Source organism: Beijerinckia sp. L45 (assembly GCF_009765775.1).
Taxonomy (GTDB): Bacteria; Pseudomonadota; Alphaproteobacteria; order Rhizobiales; family Beijerinckiaceae; genus RH-AL1.
Map to the genome: position 1 here is coordinate 19,989 of NZ_LMUU01000132.1, position 16,613 is coordinate 36,601.

12 protein-coding genes, 1 tRNA gene and 1 pseudogene are annotated in these 16,613 nt (G+C 63.8%); 8 read left to right on the forward strand and 6 right to left on the reverse strand.

Annotation, left to right across the window (positions count from 1 at the left end; translation table 11 throughout):
- Positions 1-96 precede the first annotated feature (96 nt).
- Positions 97-1,452, reverse strand: a complete 1,356-nt coding sequence (locus GSQ79_RS13760; protein ID WP_158809272.1) for an aminotransferase class I/II-fold pyridoxal phosphate-dependent enzyme — start codon at positions 1,450-1,452, stop codon at positions 97-99.
- A 468-nt stretch (positions 1,453-1,920) separates the two neighbouring features.
- On the opposite strand from GSQ79_RS13760, the gene GSQ79_RS13765 reads away from it, so the two are divergent.
- Positions 1,921-2,667, forward strand: coding sequence for a CDP-alcohol phosphatidyltransferase family protein (locus GSQ79_RS13765; RefSeq protein ID WP_158809273.1), 747 nt, complete (start codon positions 1,921-1,923; stop codon positions 2,665-2,667).
- Here the strand turns inward: GSQ79_RS13765 and GSQ79_RS13770 are convergent.
- The 3 genes from GSQ79_RS13770 to GSQ79_RS13780 form a co-directional block, all read right to left on the reverse strand.
- The gene (locus tag GSQ79_RS13770; protein ID WP_158809274.1) at positions 2,628-3,926 is read right to left on the reverse strand and encodes a glycosyltransferase family 1 protein; all 1,299 of its coding nucleotides are present in this window, start codon (positions 3,924-3,926) and stop codon (positions 2,628-2,630) included. The two genes, GSQ79_RS13765 and GSQ79_RS13770, sit on opposite strands and share 40 nt — an antisense overlap.
- Positions 3,927-3,975: 49 nt before the next feature.
- Positions 3,976-4,377, reverse strand: a complete 402-nt coding sequence (locus GSQ79_RS13775) for a hypothetical protein (protein WP_158809275.1) — start codon at positions 4,375-4,377, stop codon at positions 3,976-3,978.
- A gap of 92 nt (positions 4,378-4,469) precedes the next feature.
- The gene (locus GSQ79_RS13780; protein ID WP_158809276.1) at positions 4,470-5,345 is read right to left on the reverse strand and encodes a hypothetical protein; all 876 of its coding nucleotides are present in this window, start codon (positions 5,343-5,345) and stop codon (positions 4,470-4,472) included.
- 245 nt (positions 5,346-5,590) lie between these two features.
- Here GSQ79_RS13780 and GSQ79_RS13785 point away from each other — a divergent pair, with 245 nt between their 5' ends.
- Positions 5,591-6,625 (forward strand): aspartate-semialdehyde dehydrogenase, encoded by a 1,035-nt coding sequence (locus GSQ79_RS13785; protein WP_158809277.1) that lies wholly within the window; start codon positions 5,591-5,593, stop codon positions 6,623-6,625.
- A gap of 133 nt (positions 6,626-6,758) precedes the next feature.
- Entirely contained in the window at positions 6,759-7,922 is a 1,164-nt protein-coding gene (locus GSQ79_RS13790) for an alpha/beta hydrolase (protein ID WP_158809278.1), read from the forward strand.
- Between the two features lie 15 nt (positions 7,923-7,937).
- Here GSQ79_RS13790 and GSQ79_RS13795 read toward each other — a convergent pair whose 3' ends face one another.
- Complete coding sequence (locus tag GSQ79_RS13795; RefSeq protein ID WP_158809279.1) at positions 7,938-8,654, reverse strand: carbonic anhydrase; 717 nt, start codon at positions 8,652-8,654, stop codon at positions 7,938-7,940.
- A 134-nt stretch (positions 8,655-8,788) separates the two neighbouring features.
- On the opposite strand from GSQ79_RS13795, the gene GSQ79_RS13800 reads away from it, so the two are divergent.
- The 4 genes from GSQ79_RS13800 (at position 8,789) to GSQ79_RS13815 (ending at position 13,102) form a co-directional block, all read left to right on the forward strand.
- Entirely contained in the window at positions 8,789-9,679 is an 891-nt protein-coding gene (locus tag GSQ79_RS13800; protein ID WP_158809280.1) for a CoA ester lyase, read from the forward strand.
- A 172-nt stretch (positions 9,680-9,851) separates the two neighbouring features.
- Entirely contained in the window at positions 9,852-11,201 is a 1,350-nt protein-coding gene (locus GSQ79_RS13805; RefSeq protein WP_158809281.1) for a COG4223 family protein, read from the forward strand.
- Between the two features lie 34 nt (positions 11,202-11,235).
- A complete protein-coding gene (locus GSQ79_RS13810; protein WP_158809282.1) occupies positions 11,236-12,948 on the forward strand; it encodes a heme biosynthesis protein HemY in 1,713 nt (570 codons plus the stop codon).
- Positions 12,949-13,026: 78 nt separating this feature from the next.
- Positions 13,027-13,102 (forward strand) — tRNA-Thr (locus GSQ79_RS13815).
- A 228-nt stretch (positions 13,103-13,330) separates the two neighbouring features.
- Here the strand turns inward: GSQ79_RS13815 and GSQ79_RS29555 are convergent.
- Positions 13,331-13,466, reverse strand: a pseudogene (locus tag GSQ79_RS29555) (IS5/IS1182 family transposase); the annotation flags it as partial.
- A gap of 594 nt (positions 13,467-14,060) precedes the next feature.
- On the opposite strand from GSQ79_RS29555, the gene GSQ79_RS13820 reads away from it, so the two are divergent.
- Positions 14,061-16,259, forward strand: a complete 2,199-nt coding sequence (locus GSQ79_RS13820) for a bifunctional diguanylate cyclase/phosphodiesterase (protein WP_158809283.1) — start codon at positions 14,061-14,063, stop codon at positions 16,257-16,259.
- Positions 16,260-16,613 lie beyond the last annotated feature (354 nt).

A 16,613-nucleotide genomic window follows, 5' to 3' on the forward strand; every position in this document is an offset into this window, starting at 1 on the left:
CTCCTAAAGCATCCCAAGGCGTGGAAAACCAGACGCATGGGCACAATGCCGCGGCCGGTCCGAAGGTCCCTTCAGAATCAACAGTAATGCAGTGTGCTACCGGACGGCGAGAGCAGGGATGCCCGCGCCGATCTGGTCTAGGCACTGCGCGACCGTACGAACCGTTGAGACGATCTGATCGGTCGAGTGTTCCGAGGACAGAAAAAAGCGCAGACGTGCGTTGCGCTCGGGAACCGCCGGATGGATGATCGGCTGAACGTTGATGCCGCGTTCGAACAGCTTTTGGCTTAAGGCGACGGCGACCAGCGAGCTATGTGTGACGATCGGCACGATAGCGTGACCGTCGCTGGAGCCCACATCGAGCTTGTGGGCACGGGCCTGCGACCAGAAAAGACTGCTGTTGCGCTGCAGATCGACGACGCGCTCGGGCTCGCGGTGGAGGAGGCGCAGGGCGGCGAGCGATGCCGCGGCCATCGGCGGCGGCAGGCCCACGCTGTAGACGAAGCCGCCGGACATGCATTTCAAGTACTCGATCAGGGTTGTGCAGCCGGCGATGTAGCCGCCGCAGCCCGAAAGAGTCTTCGACATCGTTCCCATCCAGATGTCGACGTCGTTCGGCTTGATGCCAAACAGTTCGAACGATCCGAGGCCCTTGGCGCCAAGCACGCCGAGACCATGGGCCTCGTCGATCATCAGCCACGCGCCATGGCGCGTCTTGACTTCGACGAGAGCGGCAAGGTCGGCGCAGTCGCCGTCCATACTGTAGAGCCCCTCTGCGACCACGAGCACGCGGTCGTATTGCGCGCGGCAGGAGATCAGGATGCGATCGAGCGCTTCGACATCATTGTGCGGGAACGACCGCCGCGTCGCGCCGGACAGGGTGGCACCTAGCACGATGCTGTTATGGGCAAGGCTGTCGTGAATCACGAGATCGCGCGGGCCGAGCAGCGCGCCGATGGCCGAAACGTTGGTGGCGTGGCCGCTGACGAAGACCACCGCGTCGTCCTGGCCATAATGCTCCGCGATCTCGCGCTCGAGCTCAAGGTGGATCGGCCGCTCGCCAGCGACGAGGCGGCTGGCGGAGCACGAAGTGCCGTAGGTCTCGATCGCGCCGGCAGCTGCGGCTTGCACCTCGGGATGACCGTTCAGGCCGAGATAGTCATACGAAGAAAAGTTGTCGTAGCGCTTGCCGGCGATCAGCGTGGTGGCGCCGGCGCGCTCGTCGTGAACGCGGAAGAAGGGGTCGACCAGACCCATCACACCAGCGGCAGAGCGCTGGATCTTGATTTCCTGCATGCCGGGAAGCGTCGAGAAATCCGTCATGGCCCGGAACGGGTTCGGCAGCGGCTCGCTCGACTTGATGACCTTGCGTTCGGCCTCAAGCCTGCGACTCACGATGTCCTGAAGCGTTCCTCGGGTGCCGTCCTGGAGACCTACGCTGGTTCGCTTCATCGCGACTTTTGCCTTTGATCTCGCGGGTGGCCGGTGGCCGCACGCCGGATTACATTGGATCGTGCCCGGCAGCGCCAGCACGGGGCATACAGAGCGTTTTCAGCGAGTCGTCTTCGCTGCATCGCACTTTGGTTTAACCCACAAGGCTTTGGGAAACCATGTCCTGTGCGCAACACGGCAGTGGGGAAGTGTGCTGCGGAGCGGTGATATCATGGCAAGAATGGGACCAATGCTTAGCACAGGGGAATCCCATCCAACTCGATGATGCTGCTAGTCCGCTGAAAGAATTGAAGGATCACGGTAGACACGAAGCGGCAAATGCATTCATTTTCACGCACGTGTTACATTGAGCTCACACCTCCCGTAAAAGACGTGGGCTGCGGCTGGACCGCTCGATGCCGCTCTGGCTTATGCCCTTCTCGTCGCCTGCATCATGTCCGAAGCAGCGCGATCCGCACGGAGACTCCGATGTCGACAACGGCAGCTCAAGATGGCGGATTTCGCGTCAAGCGCATCCAGACCAATGTCATCGCTCAGAGCGAACGCCGGCTGCTGACGTGGCTGGCGGCCCGGCTGCCGTTATGGGTCACGCCAGACCGCCTCACCGTGCTCGGCGTCGCCGGCGCCATGCTCGTTCTTGCGGCGCAGATCGCCAGCCGGCACGACCATGCCTATCTCTGGCTCGCGTCCTTCGGCCTCGTGGTCCATTGGTTCGGCGACTCGCTCGACGGGAGCCTCGCTCGCTACCGCCGGATCGAACGACCGATCTACGGCTATTTCCTCGATCACACCGTCGATGCGTTATGCAATTTCATGATCATGGTGGGTTTCGGACTTACGCTCTACATCCGCATGGATGTCGCGCTATTCGCTCTGGTCGGCTATTTTTTCCTTTGCATGTACGTGTTCATCAACAATCATCTGTCCGGGACGATGCAGCTGTCGTTCCTGGGATTCGGGCCCACGGAATTGCGGATCTGCCTGATCGCCATCAACACCGGCATGTTCTTCTTCGGTCGCGCCGGGTTCAGCGTCGAAGGCGAATTCGTCTCTTATTATGATTGCGTCCTGCTGTTTGCCGGGACGGTTTTCGTAGCGATCTATGTGGCGCGGATGCTGATCGGCATTGCTACCCTGCGCGATCCCACGCGCAGCGGCGCGAAGCCGGCCGCGGTTCAGAGCGCCGTGGCGAAGGCGTCGAGCGCATCGAAATAGGCGGACCAGCCGGCGGTGGCGCGAACGCGGCCGGCAGCGGGATCACCGGCTGGTCGACCGCTTTGCGCACGCAGGTGCACCGCCTCGAGCCACGCCTCGCCGTCCAGGGGCGAGAGCAGGGTGACACCCGCCGCATCGATCTCGCGGAACACCGGAATGTCGGAGGCGATCACCGGCGCGCCGGCCGCCAGCGCTTCGTGGACAGGCAGGCCGTAGCCTTCCGCGAAGCTCGGCATCAGGACCGCTTGGGCGTTGTCCATCAGGCGCTTCAGACCCGGCGTGGAGAGTCCCGTCACGGCGATGACGTGGTCGCGCAGCGGCGGGCTTCGCTCGAAGAGGTCGATGATCAGCTCGTTTTTCCAACCACGCGTTCCCACCAGCACGAGCTTGGGCGCCGACCGGCCGTAGCGGTGAACGAGATCGCGCCACGCCGCGAGGATCATCAGGTGGTTCTTGCGCGGCTCGATCGTGCTGCACAGTACGAAGAACGGGTGCCCGTCGAGCGTTGGATCGATCTGTCGGGGTTCGGAGAAGATCGGCGCGACCGGCGTCGGTGCGAAGAAGATCGGCACGTCGGCCCGGCCCAGGCTGGCGACATGCGCCCTGAGATCATTGGCGACCGTCTGCGTGGTCACCAGCGCGGCCGCTCCGAACCGGGCGAAATTCGCCATGCGCTTGCGGTGGCGTTCGAATTCCGCCGCGCGAAAATATTCCGGCATGCTGATCGGCAGCAGATCGTGGATGAAGAAGGCGGCCTTGATGTCGGGGCGCGCCTCCAGCCATTCGAACGATCCGGCGACCCACAGCGGGAACTGGCTGGCATTGATGTAGACGCTGCCTTGCGGCAGATCCGTCTGCGGATTCTTGGACAGGGGAACGCCGTGGCGGCTGAGCCAACGTAAGCCATTCGCCACATCGGCTCGCAGCGTCGAGGCGCGGTGACTTTTTTGATTCGGCCGCGGCTCCGAGGCGATGCTCGCGCCAGTGATGCGGGCTACCACAGCCCGATAGACCGGATCGTCATGGCCGGGCGCCGCCTCGCCCCAGTGGGCGGCGATCCCGTCGATCGCGTCGCGTGCCGCGACCTGATCGAGAAGCCTCGATCCGAAGCCGGTCGATGTCGTCCCGAAACGCGCGCCCTCGATCTGCGTCAGAAAATGCCGGGCCAGCGCGAAATCAATACGGTCGATCCCGTTCGGCGTCGCGTTCAAAACCCGCGTGAGCAGGCGGGTGACGTCATAGCAAACAGGGCGCTCCATGAGCGCCCTGCTATATCGTTTTCAGGAAAGACGCACGTAAATCCTGCGCTTACCAGTCGCGCGGCTGCGGCGGCTGATAGCCAAGGATCGGGCCGGAGTAGACGTCACCGACATTTGGACCCGTCGCGAATTCGGCGACCGGCACGCTGCGGCCCGGCACGTAGGGCTGACCCTGGAACACGTCGTTGCCGAAGCCGTCGGGGTCGCGGATGCGATCCTGCGTCTTGTTGTTGATCGTGTTGGCGGTCATGTAATTGTTGCCGGTGCCGACCGGCGCCACAGGACCCGGATCAAGGAAGCTACGACGGTTGACCGTCAGCGGCAGTTCATGGGTCTCTTCGTCGACATATTGCGGCACGACGTGGTGATGGCGCGTCTTGGCCGCGGCATCGTAGGCGCCGAGCGACACGGCAACGCTGGCCGCGAGCAGTGAGACAACCATCGTGCGCATGCGAAAATCCTTGTTGGCAGCCCGAACCGATTCGGACGATAACGCTTCGCCTTAGCTTTAGTTCATGGCGGTTAAGCCGTCGCGCCGTTTCCTCAACGGTGCCGCACAATCTTCCGTGGTGTGGCAGCGCGGTCGTCGAGCCAGGCGGCATGGGGCTCATCGGGGCCAAGGCGCATGCCGGTGCAGGCGGCGTTGCGCTTCAGCTCGGTCGAGGCAAAGAACTCGACGAGAGCTCGGTCGTCGCCGCCTGACACCAGGTCTAATCGCTCCAGCATGCACCCGAGCCGCTCGCGCGTGAGGTCCGCCGCTTTGCCGCCGCAGGCAAGACCCGTCATCGTCAATGCCGGCGCGTCCAGGGCGAGGCGGAACCCACTGCAGGGCGATGCCGGCGTCGCGCCGGCGCTCAGGGCGACCGCGGCAACCTGGAAATTGCCGAAGCGGGTCGCCATCACATCGGGCAAACCACTGCGGGTCACGGAGAGGCCCGCGTCCGCTGCGATCCGTGCAATCGCGGCGAAAACCGGACCGGCCACGTAGGTTTCGCTGCCGCGTCTATAGAGTGTCAGGCGCAACGCGGGTTCGTCGCCGGTGAGCGTGCCGAACGCGAGCGTATCCTGTCGCCCACCGCCGTCCAGGCTCCGACGCGCCTTGTAGAGCTTGGTCGATTTGGCGAGGTTGGCGGCTTCCAGGCTGAAGATTTCGATCGGCTTGATGACGTCGAGCCACGCCGGTGCTTTCGGCTCGACCGGGGCGGGTAGGGAAGCTGCTTTGGGCGTCTCGGGAACGGCCGATGGAACGAGGGCCACGACGAGGCATGCCAAAACCGCCGCGAGCGTACAGCTAAAAAGCACGGGGTGTTTCGCCACGACGCGCAGAGCAGGCAACGGACCCCCTGCTGCGAACGCAGGGCGGCGGAAGACGGGCCGAATCTGTCGGGCCGCCTTGCGCTGCCAGTCGACGAAGGCCATGTCGCTCATACGCACTCCCATACGCCCGACCATCGAAACCGACGGCCGAGCCATGACTTTGCGCATGAGGACTTGAGTCGATCGTTACGGACGCGCTAGGACTTCGAGTCAAAGTCAACGGCGTCTTTACGCCGGACGGCGCCCAGGGGCGCCTTGCTTGAACCGGCGATGCGCGCGAGGCCGAAATCGAGGGGTGCTCCTCGACCCCTTTCCGTTCGCCGGATCATTTTGGAGAGATTGAGACGATGGGATTCAAGGTTGCAGTCGTCGGGGCCACCGGAAACGTGGGCCGCGAAATGCTCGACATCCTGGCCGAGCGCAGATTCCCCGCCGATCAGGTAGTGGCGCTGGCGTCGCCGCGCTCGATCAATACGGAAGTCTCCTACGGCGACAAGATCCTGAAGTGCAAGGTGCTCGACACCTACGATTTCACCGGCACAGACATCTGCCTGATGTCGGCCGGCGGCACGGTCTCCAAGGAATGGTCGCCGAAGATCGCCGCCCAGGGCTGCGTCGTCATCGACAACTCGTCGGTCTGGCGCATGGACCCCGACGTGCCCTTGATCGTGCCGGAAGTGAATGCCGACGCCATCGTCGGCTTCACCAAGAAGAACATCATCGCCAACCCGAACTGTTCGACGGCGCAACTCGTCGTCGCGCTGAAGCCGTTGCACGATCACGCCAAGATCAAGCGGGTGGTGGTCTCGACCTATCAGTCGGTTTCGGGCGCGGGCAAGGAAGCGATGGACGAACTGTTCGCCCAGACCCGCGCCGTCTTCGTCTCGGATCCCGTGCAGACCGGAAAATTCCCCAAGCGCATCGCCTTCAACGTCATCCCGGAGATCGACGTCTTCATGGAAGACGGGTTCACCAAGGAAGAGTGGAAGATGGTCGTCGAGACGAAGAAGATCCTGGACCCCAAGATCAAGCTCGTCGCGACCTGCGTCCGCGTGCCCGTGTTCATCGGCCACTCGGAGTCGATCAACATCGAGTTCGAGAACCCGATCAGCGCCGACGAGGCCCGCGACATTCTTCGCGAGGCGCCGGGCTGCCTCGTCATCGATAAGCGGGAGAAGGGCGGTTACATCACCCCGCACGAAGCGGCGGGCGAGGATGCCACCTACATCTCGCGCATCCGCGACGATCCGACGGTCGAAAACGGCCTGGTGATCTGGTGCGTCGCCGACAACCTGCGCAAGGGTGCTGCGTTGAACGCGATCCAGATCGCCGAGACGCTGATCAACCGCAAGCTGATCGCGCCGAAGCAGCAGGCCGCCTGATCCGATCGGCTTCGACCATTCCGGGCTTGCCTCTCGCGGCGGCCCGGAATGCGTCTGTGCGTTAAAAACCGTTAACCCTTTTCTGTAATTCTCCGTTCGAATCTATCGCGTACAAGAGGCTAGCCCACATCTGATGCCCTCCCCCATCCGCCGGCTTGTGGTCGTTTCGACCTTCTTTGGAGCCGCCCTTTTAAGCGGATGCGCGGACCACGCCCATGGCGTGATGATGCCGGTGCTCGCCGATGCGGTGCCGGACACGAGCCACGTCGAGATGCTGGTGGCGACGACGCGGGCGCCCGACGCCTCGCCGGCCATCATGTTCTCCGGCCAGCGCGGCGAGGGCATGGCTTTCGCCGACATCGAAATCTCCTTGCCGCCGGATCGCGGCCGCAAGCTCGGCGAAGTGCAATGGCCGAAAACGCTCCCCGGCAACCCGGCGACCGACTTCGTGACCCGGAAGACCGAGATCATCGATCGCACGACGGCGCTCGCCTGGGTCGATCGCGAGGCGAAGGGCTCGGCCAAGCGACAGGTCCTGGTCTTCGTCCATGGCTTCAACAACAAGTTCGAGGATGCCGTCTATCGCTTCGCCCAGATCGTCCATGATTCCGGCAGTGGCGCGGTCCCCGTGCTCTTCACCTGGCCTTCGAAAGGCGACGTGCTGGCCTATGGCTACGACCACGACAGCACCAACTATTCGCGCACCCAGCTCGAGACGCTGCTGCGCAGCCTTGCTGCTGATCCGCAGGTCGGCGAGATCTCGATCCTCGCGCATTCCATGGGCAACTGGCTGGCGCTGGAAGCGCTGCGCCAGATGGCGATCCGTGACGGACGGGTGAACGGCAAGATTCATAACGTGCTGCTGGCGTCGCCCGACGTCGATGTCGATGTGGCGCGGACCCAGATCGCCGACATGGGGCCGAACCGACCGCAGTTCAGCCTGTTCGTGTCGCGCGACGACAAGGCGCTCGGCCTGTCAAAGGATCTCTGGGGCGGCTCGACGCGGCTCGGCGCCATCGACCCGAATGTCGAGCCCTATCGGACGCAGCTCGCCGCCGAACGCATCACCGTCTTCGACCTGACTGCGGTCCAAACGCCGACCGATTCCGTCAGCGGAGCACTCGGCCATAACAAATTCGCCACCAGCCCGCAGATCGTTCAGCTCATCGGCACTCGCCTAGCGAGCGGACAGGCAATCACCGACTCGCGGGAAAATCTCGGCGATCAATTCCAGGGCGCAACCGGCACCATCTCGAGCTTCGGCAGCGGTCTGATCGGACGCCTCGGCGGCGGTTAGCCGCCGCAATTAGGATCAGCTTTTCGGGCGCACGTTCGCCGGAGGGGCGACCGGCACGAAGCGGCCGCGCGCCTCGTCGAGCGCGGTCATGTTGCCGTTGGCGACGCCGAAGTAGGCGCCGTGCAGGCTCAGCTCGCCGGCATCTTCCCGCGCCTTGAGCCACGGGTAGGTGCGCAGATTGGCGATGCCCTGGATGATCGAGGCGTAGGACAGGCTCTCGCAATAATGGTCGAAGTCGCCGGCTGGCGGGCCGATGCGATCGGCCGCCGGTTGAATCAGGGACTTCCATTTGCCGATGAAATTGGCCGGAGACAGCGGCTGAAATTCTTCGTCCTGCCCTTGCGCGAAGGCGCGGATGCCGCCGCATTGGGCATGTCCCATCACGACGATATGCGCGACCTTGAGCGCCAACACCGCATATTCGATCGCCGCCGAGGTCTCGTGCGGGTCCGGATCGATAGCGAAGGGCGGCACGAGGGCGCCGATGTTGCGGACGACGAAAATCTCGCCCGGGCCGGCATCGAAGATGACCTCCGGCGAGACTCGGGAGTCGCAGCAGCCGATCAGGAGCACCGGCGGGCGTTGGCCAACATCCGCGAGATGACGGAAGCGGCCCTGTTCCTCGCGAAGCCGGTTGCCGCGAAAATCCGCATAGCCTTCGATCAACTGGGGCGGAAGCGGAATGCCCTTCGGGTCATCGTTGGTCTGTGTCTCGGCGGGCGTACTCGTCATGGGGGCAGACCGTCCTCGTTCCCAAAGTGCTCTGAGCACCCTTTTATCCTTTATCCCGCTCGCTCATGCAAAGCTCTGGTAAAAGATTTATGACGGCCGTATTTTGCAGCGCACTATAGCGGAAGGGAAATCCGATGGCCGTTCGCCCGCGTCGCAGCGCCCTTTTCATGTCGGGCTTGGACGCCCGCGCCCATGAGGCCGCCAAGACGCTTGCCGCCGATGCCCTGGTCTTCGATCTCGAGGATGCCGTCGAGCCGGAAGCCAAGGAAGCGGCCCGGCGGCAGGTGGTGGCCTCGATCGCCAGCGGGGGCTTCGGGGCCCGCGAGCGCATCATCAGGATCAACGCGCGCGACACGGCGTGGGGCCTCGACGATATCAAGGCCGCGGCGGCCGCTGGCGTCGATGCCATCCTGCTGCCGAAGGCCGATCGTCCCGGCGACATCATGCGGGCCGCCAAAGACCTGCGCGAGGCCGGCGCACCGGAGCACACGCGCCTCTGGGCGATGATCGAAACGCCGGCCGCCATTCTCAATCTCGATTCGATGTTGCGCACGGCGGCGGATCCGTCCTCGCGCCTCGACGTGGTCGTTATGGGAACGGAAGACCTGGCGCGGCAGACGCGTGCGCGGCTGCGCCCCGGCCGCGCCGGGCTGCTCGCCTATCTCTCGCTCTCCATTGCCGCTGCCCGCGCCTATGGCGTCGACATCCTCGATGGTCGTTTTCACGATTTCGACGGCGCAGCGTTTGACGCGAAGGGTTTCCGCGCCGAATGCGAGCAGGGCCGAGATCTCGGGATGGATGGCAAAAGCCTGACGCTGCCGGCGCAGATCGCCGTCTGCAATGCCATCTTCGCGCCACCGCGTGAGGAGATCGTATGGGCGGAAAAGGTCGTGTCCGCTTTCGCCGAGCCGGCCAACGCCAAGATGAGTGTCGTCAAGGTCGAAGGACGGACCGTCGAGCGCCTGCACGAAGAGATGGCGCGGCGGACTGTCGAGTTGGCGGTCGCCATCGAAGCCATGCGCTGACGCGGCGAGCCTGCGGCGCCTCCCCGATCCGGCGATCTAGTCATCGCCGGAATGATGCCTAATCATGCGATCGACAGGGAACGGCTGAACCTGGGCGCAAGCTGAGCGTTAGCGCTCATTGCTGATAGGGTCGGCGGCCTTTAGAAGAGCGGCGACACATCGAGGGTGCGATATGGCTGGTGACGACAACGAGGTTCAACACGATGCCTCGGGCCCCGTGGGCGCCCCCGAGTCTCACGGGCCGAAGCCTGGTGGAACGGCGCCGTCGCCCATCGCCGAATGGACGGCCAGTGACACCCGCGGCGCTCTCAACGAAGCGGGCGCGACGCCCGTCGCTGGCGACGCTTACACTGCCTCTGGGTCGGGCCCTGCGCGGCTTCACGAGTTTTCCGAACCGACGCCGCACGCGGCGGTCGATGACGCGCCGCCACCGGCTTCGCCGGTGATCCCCGACACGGTGCCTTCCCCGCGCAAGGCCAGTCTCTGGCCGGTTGCGGCCGGCATCGTACTCGGCGCGGTCATCGGCGCCGGAAGCGCCTTCTACGTTTACTCGACGACCGCCGATGGATCTGTCGAGCCGCAGGTCGCGGCGCTCACCGGTCGGGTCGACGCGCTGGAAAAACGCCCCGATGCGCAACAGGCGGTCGCGCCGTTGAAGGCATCGCTCGCGAATCTGGCCGGTAAGGTTGCTGCCATCGACGCTACTGCGCGCTCGCCATCCGCTGCGCCCCAAGCCGCCGGCATTCCGCCGGTCGCCGGTGCAGCGGCGGCGCCGGACCCCACCCTTGCCGCCTTGCAGCAGAAGGTCGCGGCCCTACAGGCCGCCCTCGGCACGATGCAGCAGCAGGCTGCGGCTTCCAGCGACTTGAAAGCGGCGCAAAGCAAGCTCGCCGCCGTCGAGGCTTCGGTGGCGGGCGTCCAGAAGCAGGCATCCGCCACGCAGGGCGATGTTCAGTCGCTCCAGTCGGGACAGAAGAGCCTCGAAGGCAAGATCACCAGCGCACCGGCACTGGCTGTCGTCGCCGACAGCCTCGTCGAGCAGATCAATCGGGGCCTGCCGTTCGCGTCTCAGGTGAATGCCCTGGATTCGCTCGGCGTCGATCCCGCGAAGATTGCCGTGTTGCGGCAGTCCGCCGACCATGGCGTTCCCTCGGCAGCCGTCCTCGCCACGAAGTTCGAGCCGCTGACCGATGATCTTCTGTCCGCGGGTTACAAGGCGAAGCCGAACGCCAGCTTTTGGGACCGGATGAAGGATGGTGCCGGCAGCTTGGTTTCGATCCGTCGCATCGACGATGTCGATGGCCCGGATACGCCGTCGCGCGTCGCACGGATCAAGGCCGATCTGGCCCGCAACGACGTGATCGATGCGGTCGCGACATGGAACCTGCTGCCGCCCGAGGCGAAAGCCAAGCCGGACGCTGCGGCCTGGGGGGCGCTCGCCAAGACGCACGCCGATGCCAAGACCGCGGCGAATGCCGTCGAGCACGACGCCATCGCGGCGCTGAGCACCAAGAAATCATGAGCCACGCCGCATCACGCTTTCAGCGGGGAACCCGATGATCCGCATCCTGATTTATCTTTTGTTGCTCGCGGCTGCGGCTTATGGCGCGGACTGGCTGCTGCAGCGGCCCGGCCACATCGACGTGACCTGGGCCGGCTATCACATCACCACGTCCGCCGCCGTCGGCTTCGCGCTCATCGTGCTGATCGCCATCGTGCTGATGGTGGTGTGGAGCATTCTAAGGTTCATCTTCGGCTTTCCCTCCTTCGTGGCGATGGCATCGCGGCATCGGCGTCGCGAAAAAGGCTATGCTGCACTGTCGCGCGGCCTGATTGCCGCCGGGGCCGGCGACGCGCGGGCGGCAAGCCGCGCCTCGGTTCAGGCCAGCAAGCATTTGCGCGACGATCCGCTAGCCCTGGTGCTGCGTGCCCAGGCAGCACGGTTGACCGGTGACGGCGCCCGCGCCGAAGCGGCCTATGGCGAACTTGCGCAGCGCGACGACACCCGCATTCTTGGCCTCCGCGGTTTGCACGACGAGGCGCATCGTCGTGGCGACGCCGAAGCCGCGCGGCACTTCGCAGGCGAAGCCTATCGCGACAGGGCGTTGCCCTGGTCGGCGCAGACGGTGCTCGAACATCGCGCCGCCGAAGGCGACTGGCAGAAGGCGCTCGCCACAGTCGAAACCAGCGTAGCGGCGAAACTCGTCGACCGCGAAACCGGCGACCGGCAGCGCGCGGTGCTCGAAACCGCCATCGGCCTCGCCAAGGAAGCCACGGCCCCCGACGAGGCGCTGGCGCTGGCGCGCGCGGCGATGAAACGGGCGCCCGATCTCGTTCCGGCCATCGTCCTTACCGCGCGTCTGCTGACCCGCCGCGGCGACATCCGCAAGGCGGCAAAGCTGATCGAGGCGGCCTGGCCGCGCTGCCCGCATCCCGAACTCGCCCGCGCCTATCTCGACGTCCGCCCTGGCGACTCGACCAGCGACCGGTTGGCGCGTGCCAACACCCTGATGCGGATTTCCTCCTTCGACCCGATCAGCCGGATGACCGTGGCGCGGACCGCCCTGGGGGCGAAAAACTTTGCCGCGGCGCGCGAAGCGATGGCGCCGGTGATCGCCGAAGGCAAACGCCCGACCGTGCGCGCCTGCCTGCTGATGGCCGATCTCGAGGATGCCGAGTTCGGCGATCTCGGCCAGTGGCGGGAATGGCTGGCGCGGGCCTCGCGGGCGCCGCTCGACCCCGCGTGGATCGCCGACGGCATCGTCTACGACCAGTGGGAGCCGGTGTCGCCGACAACCGGCCGGCTCGACGCCTTCGTCTGGCAGGCGCCCGCGGACCGTCCTGGCCACACCATGGAAGCCATGCCGGCACCAGTGCAGCCGCGCCGGGAGGCGCTGGAACGCCGCTCCGACGTGCCGTTGCCGTCCGAGGCGCCGCAGGCCGCGCTCGAACATCACGAGGCTCCCGCCGAGCCGGCGGGTGGATTCCCCGGTCACAACGGCGCCGGGACTCCGGCCGGCAAGGCGGAAACGCCTGCAAAAGAATGGGCGGCGCCCGAACCGCTGACGCCGATAGCGGGGACCGACGGGGACAATGATTCTGAGGCGATCATCGCAGTGCCGGTCGCGCCGACGATTGCGCCGCCGGCGCCCCGCCCGTTCATGCGGTCGGTCATCGTAGCCCCCGACGACCCCGGCATCGACCTGCCGCGCGAAGCACCCGCCAAGGCGGCCGCGCCACAGCGTGAAGATCTCACCACATCCGGCTAGTTTGACCGCATGCCCGCATTGCCAAAAGGCCTTGCGCTCGCTATGGAACAACCACGGCGCGCTCCGGCGCGTCGTGTTGCCGCAATAGCTCAGCTGGTAGAGCACCTCATTCGTAATGAGGGGGTCGGGAGTTCGAATCTCTCTTGCGGCACCAATAAAATCAAACACTTAAGCTTTTTAACGCGCGTACAGTTTTCTGGGGTGACGCGCGTGGTCGTCATTTTCGAGATGACTGCCGATTGCCGATCTCCAGCTGCTTAGGGCAAACGTCCATCCGTCGTTAATCTCGCGAATCGATCACGTAAAGGCTTAAGGCAACGTCAAAATGCCGCCTATGAGTAGGCGGCATTCCACAAAGAGTCAGTCCCGCTCCGCACACGAGCCTCGCCACCCGTCGGAGGAAGGCCATGACGCGGCTGCATAGAGCAGGGCTTCTGCCGAAGCGATTGTCGCCTCCGGGTATTTCCAAAATCGCCTGTTCCGGCTGATCCCGTCGAAAAGCTTTCGAGGATCCATCGTATCGAAACGCTCTTTTGCGTGGCGCTCGTCGTGCATCCATGTTCTGAATCGGATCTAATGACAATAAATATTGTCGTTAGAAATGTAAATTACGATACGTTATTTTTGTATACATCCATTTTATTTTGAAATGGGCAATAATATCCAGTTTAGCGCTCGATGTTAATACGATACTAGAGACGATAGATCATATTAGGTCATTGGATTGGCCGGTATATTGGTGAAGCATGACGCATTCGATTTTGGAGGGCGAAAGGCTCAGGGCCCTTCGTGACCTATGTATCGTAGGCAGTCCTTCGGAAGCCCATCTGGAAGCTGTCTGCCGGGTCGCCGCTCATCTCTATGACGTTCCGATAGCGCTCGTAACCTTGGTCGACGAAGTGACGGTATGGATCAAGGCGGCTTACGGAGTCGATCCGAACCCCGTTCCTCGCTCCGATGCCTTCTGCCACCAGACCGTCGAGTCCGTTTTAGGGGAGGCGTTGGTGCTGCCCGATCTTGATCGGTGCGCACGATGGCGTGATTCGTCTTTGGTGCGAGGCGGACCGAATGCTCGCTTTTACGCAGGTGTGCCGCTCGCGTTGGAGTCGGGCGTGAACATCGGCACGCTGTGCATCATGGATACCGTGGCCCGCCCGAATTTCGGAGCCGCAGAGACGAAAGGCCTCCATGACCTGGCAAGCATCGTGGAGGCACATTTTCGGCTCCACGAGGCGCGCATCGCCCGTAGCAAGGATGACGAGCGATACCGTCTCCTGGCGGACAACAGCACCGACCTGATCATTCGATCCGATCTTGACGCGACTCGCCGCTACGTTTCGCCGGCTGTCCGGACGATTCTTGGTTACGAGCCTGAAGATCTGCTCGGGGGCCGCCCATTCGAGTTTATACATCCTGACGACTTCGAGACGTTCGCCAAAAATATGGATGACCTGGCAAATGCGCGGATCGAGAGAGGGATCGCGCGCCAGCGCTACCGTCACAAGGACGGACGCTGGATCTGGGTCGAGGTGACGTTCAGCTTGACGCGGAATCCTATAACCGGGATCGCCGATGGATTCGTGTCTTCGTTGCGCGATATCTCGGACCGCATGGTCATGGAAGATGCCTTGCGGATCAGCGAGGAGCGCTTGTCGCTCGCGCTCGACAGCGGCAGCGACGGTCTCTGGGATTGGAACCTGACGACAGGCGAGGTCGACCTGTCAGGGCAGTGGATGACGATCCTCGGCTATGGGCCGGAAGAGATTGCGCCGAACATTCTGGCCTGGAAGAGCCGATTGCATCCCGACGACGTTGCCCTCGCGAAGAAACATTTGGTCGCTCACTTAAGCGGAAAGACGGATCGCCTTGAATGCGAATACCGGGTCCGGATGAAGAGCGGCGACTACTCTTGGGTGCTTGCACGCGGAAAGATCGTCGCCAGGGACGCTAAGGGTCGGCCCGTCCGTATGGTCGGCACGAAAATCGACATCACCCGTCGCAAGGAGGTCGAGCGACAGATCGAGCACATGGCGGCTCACGACGCCCTTACTGGACTGCCGAACCGCATTCTGTTTCGAGATAGATTGACGCGGGAAACCAGCAAAGCGAAGCAGTTCGGGTACACGTTTGCCGTGCTCGCCTGCGATCTCGACGGCTTCAAGAACGTCAACGACACGATGGGCCATTCTGCGGGGGATACTGTCCTCTCGCTCGTTGCCGAAAGGCTCAAGGCCGTGGTTCGCGAAGGCGACATGGTCGCCCGGCTCGGCGGCGACGAATTTGCCATCGTGCTGGGGCAGACCAGCACGGACGACGAAGCCAGAGCGGTTGCCTGCCGCGTCATCGAGGCGATCGAGATGCCGATCGCCATAGAAGGACAGTCGGTGCGCGTCAGCATCAGCGTCGGAATTTCGACCGGTCGGGCCCGGGGCGCAGACGCCGCTCAACTCTTCAGGAACGCGGACATCGCGCTCTACAGGGCAAAGGCAGCGGGTCGCAACACCTATTGCTGCTACGAAGCCGGGATGGAGCCGCGGCTGGCGGGGTCGGCGTGCCTCGAACACGATATGCAGGACGTGTTGCAGTCCGGCGGCCTTACCCTCGATTACCAACCCGTGATCCTGCTCGCGACGGGACACATCGTCGGCTTCGAGGCGCTGATGCGATGGGAGCATCCGATACGGGGCAAAGTGCCACCGTCCCAATTCATCCCGATCGCCGAAGAAAGCGGGATGATCGTCTGTCTCGGCGAATGGGCGCTAATCGAAGCATGCCGCGAGGCCGCCTCCTGGCCCGATCACATCCGAATCGCGGTCAATGTTTCCGCGGTGCAATTCCGGCGACCTGGGCTGGAGGACAGCGTGCAGAGGGCGCTCGTTGCATCCGGTCTTCCGGCGGACCGTCTCGAATTGGAGATCACGGAGAGCGTGCTGATGCAGGACGCGCAAGCCGTGATCTCGAGCCTACGTCGGCTCAGAGCGATGGGCGTCCGGATCGCGCTCGACGATTTCGGCACTGGATATTCGAGCCTGAGTTATCTCAGGCAGTTCCCCTTCAACAAGATCAAGATCGATCGGGCCTTCGTGCAGGATATTCATGATCCGAACACGGCGGCCATCGTGCGGGCTGTCGTGGGGCTCGGCGAACGGGTTGGCGCGGCGATAACCGCGGAAGGGGTTGAGACCGAGGAGCAACTGAAACGTGTCAGGCAGGAGGGGTGTACCGAAGTGCAGGGATACTTCTTCAGCGGTCCAATGCACGCTGAGGACGCGAAAGTCTTAATCACTCAATTTGTAAAATCGGCTGCTTGATCGTCGGCCGCGTCGGCCGGCGACGGATCGAGGCTGGCTCGCTCAGCTCTCCATCCTTCGCAGCCTAGGCCGAGGCGTCCGGTGAGGACGCGTCGTCGAGCGGCGCTTTCTCGATCTCAATATATAAGATCGGCCCGACCCAGCCCGGCCATGAATGGACGTTTGTTCTGGCTCATCCAGCAACAATGCAAAGCCCTTGCGCTCCGGTTTTATGGCGAGCCCCCCGGGAAGACGACCGACAGGCACGGAGCGGATCGCCTTCAGGTTCGGGACGTCGATCACGGTGAGATCGTTAGGCTCAGGACTCATTGATCGATCCAGAAGATGACGGTGGCCGCGATGCAGATGGCTGAC

Excerpts from the sequence above, each read along its gene's own strand:
- GSQ79_RS13760 (WP_158809272.1), bottom strand. The coding sequence starts at position 1,452 with ATGAAGCGAACCAGCGTAGGTCTCCAGGACGGCACCCGAGGAACGCTT.
- GSQ79_RS13765 (WP_158809273.1), top strand. The coding sequence starts at position 1,921 with ATGTCGACAACGGCAGCTCAAGATGGCGGATTTCGCGTCAAGCGCATC.
- GSQ79_RS13770 (WP_158809274.1), bottom strand. The coding sequence starts at position 3,926 with ATGGAGCGCCCTGTTTGCTATGACGTCACCCGCCTGCTCACGCGGGTT.
- GSQ79_RS13775 (WP_158809275.1), bottom strand. The coding sequence starts at position 4,377 with ATGCGCACGATGGTTGTCTCACTGCTCGCGGCCAGCGTTGCCGTGTCG.
- GSQ79_RS13780 (WP_158809276.1), bottom strand. The coding sequence starts at position 5,345 with ATGGCCTTCGTCGACTGGCAGCGCAAGGCGGCCCGACAGATTCGGCCC.
- GSQ79_RS13785 (WP_158809277.1), top strand. The coding sequence starts at position 5,591 with ATGGGATTCAAGGTTGCAGTCGTCGGGGCCACCGGAAACGTGGGCCGC.
- GSQ79_RS13790 (WP_158809278.1), top strand. The coding sequence starts at position 6,759 with ATGCCCTCCCCCATCCGCCGGCTTGTGGTCGTTTCGACCTTCTTTGGA.
- GSQ79_RS13795 (WP_158809279.1), bottom strand. The coding sequence starts at position 8,654 with ATGACGAGTACGCCCGCCGAGACACAGACCAACGATGACCCGAAGGGC.
- GSQ79_RS13800 (WP_158809280.1), top strand. The coding sequence starts at position 8,789 with ATGGCCGTTCGCCCGCGTCGCAGCGCCCTTTTCATGTCGGGCTTGGAC.
- GSQ79_RS13805 (WP_158809281.1), top strand. The coding sequence starts at position 9,852 with ATGGCTGGTGACGACAACGAGGTTCAACACGATGCCTCGGGCCCCGTG.
- GSQ79_RS13810 (WP_158809282.1), top strand. The coding sequence starts at position 11,236 with ATGATCCGCATCCTGATTTATCTTTTGTTGCTCGCGGCTGCGGCTTAT.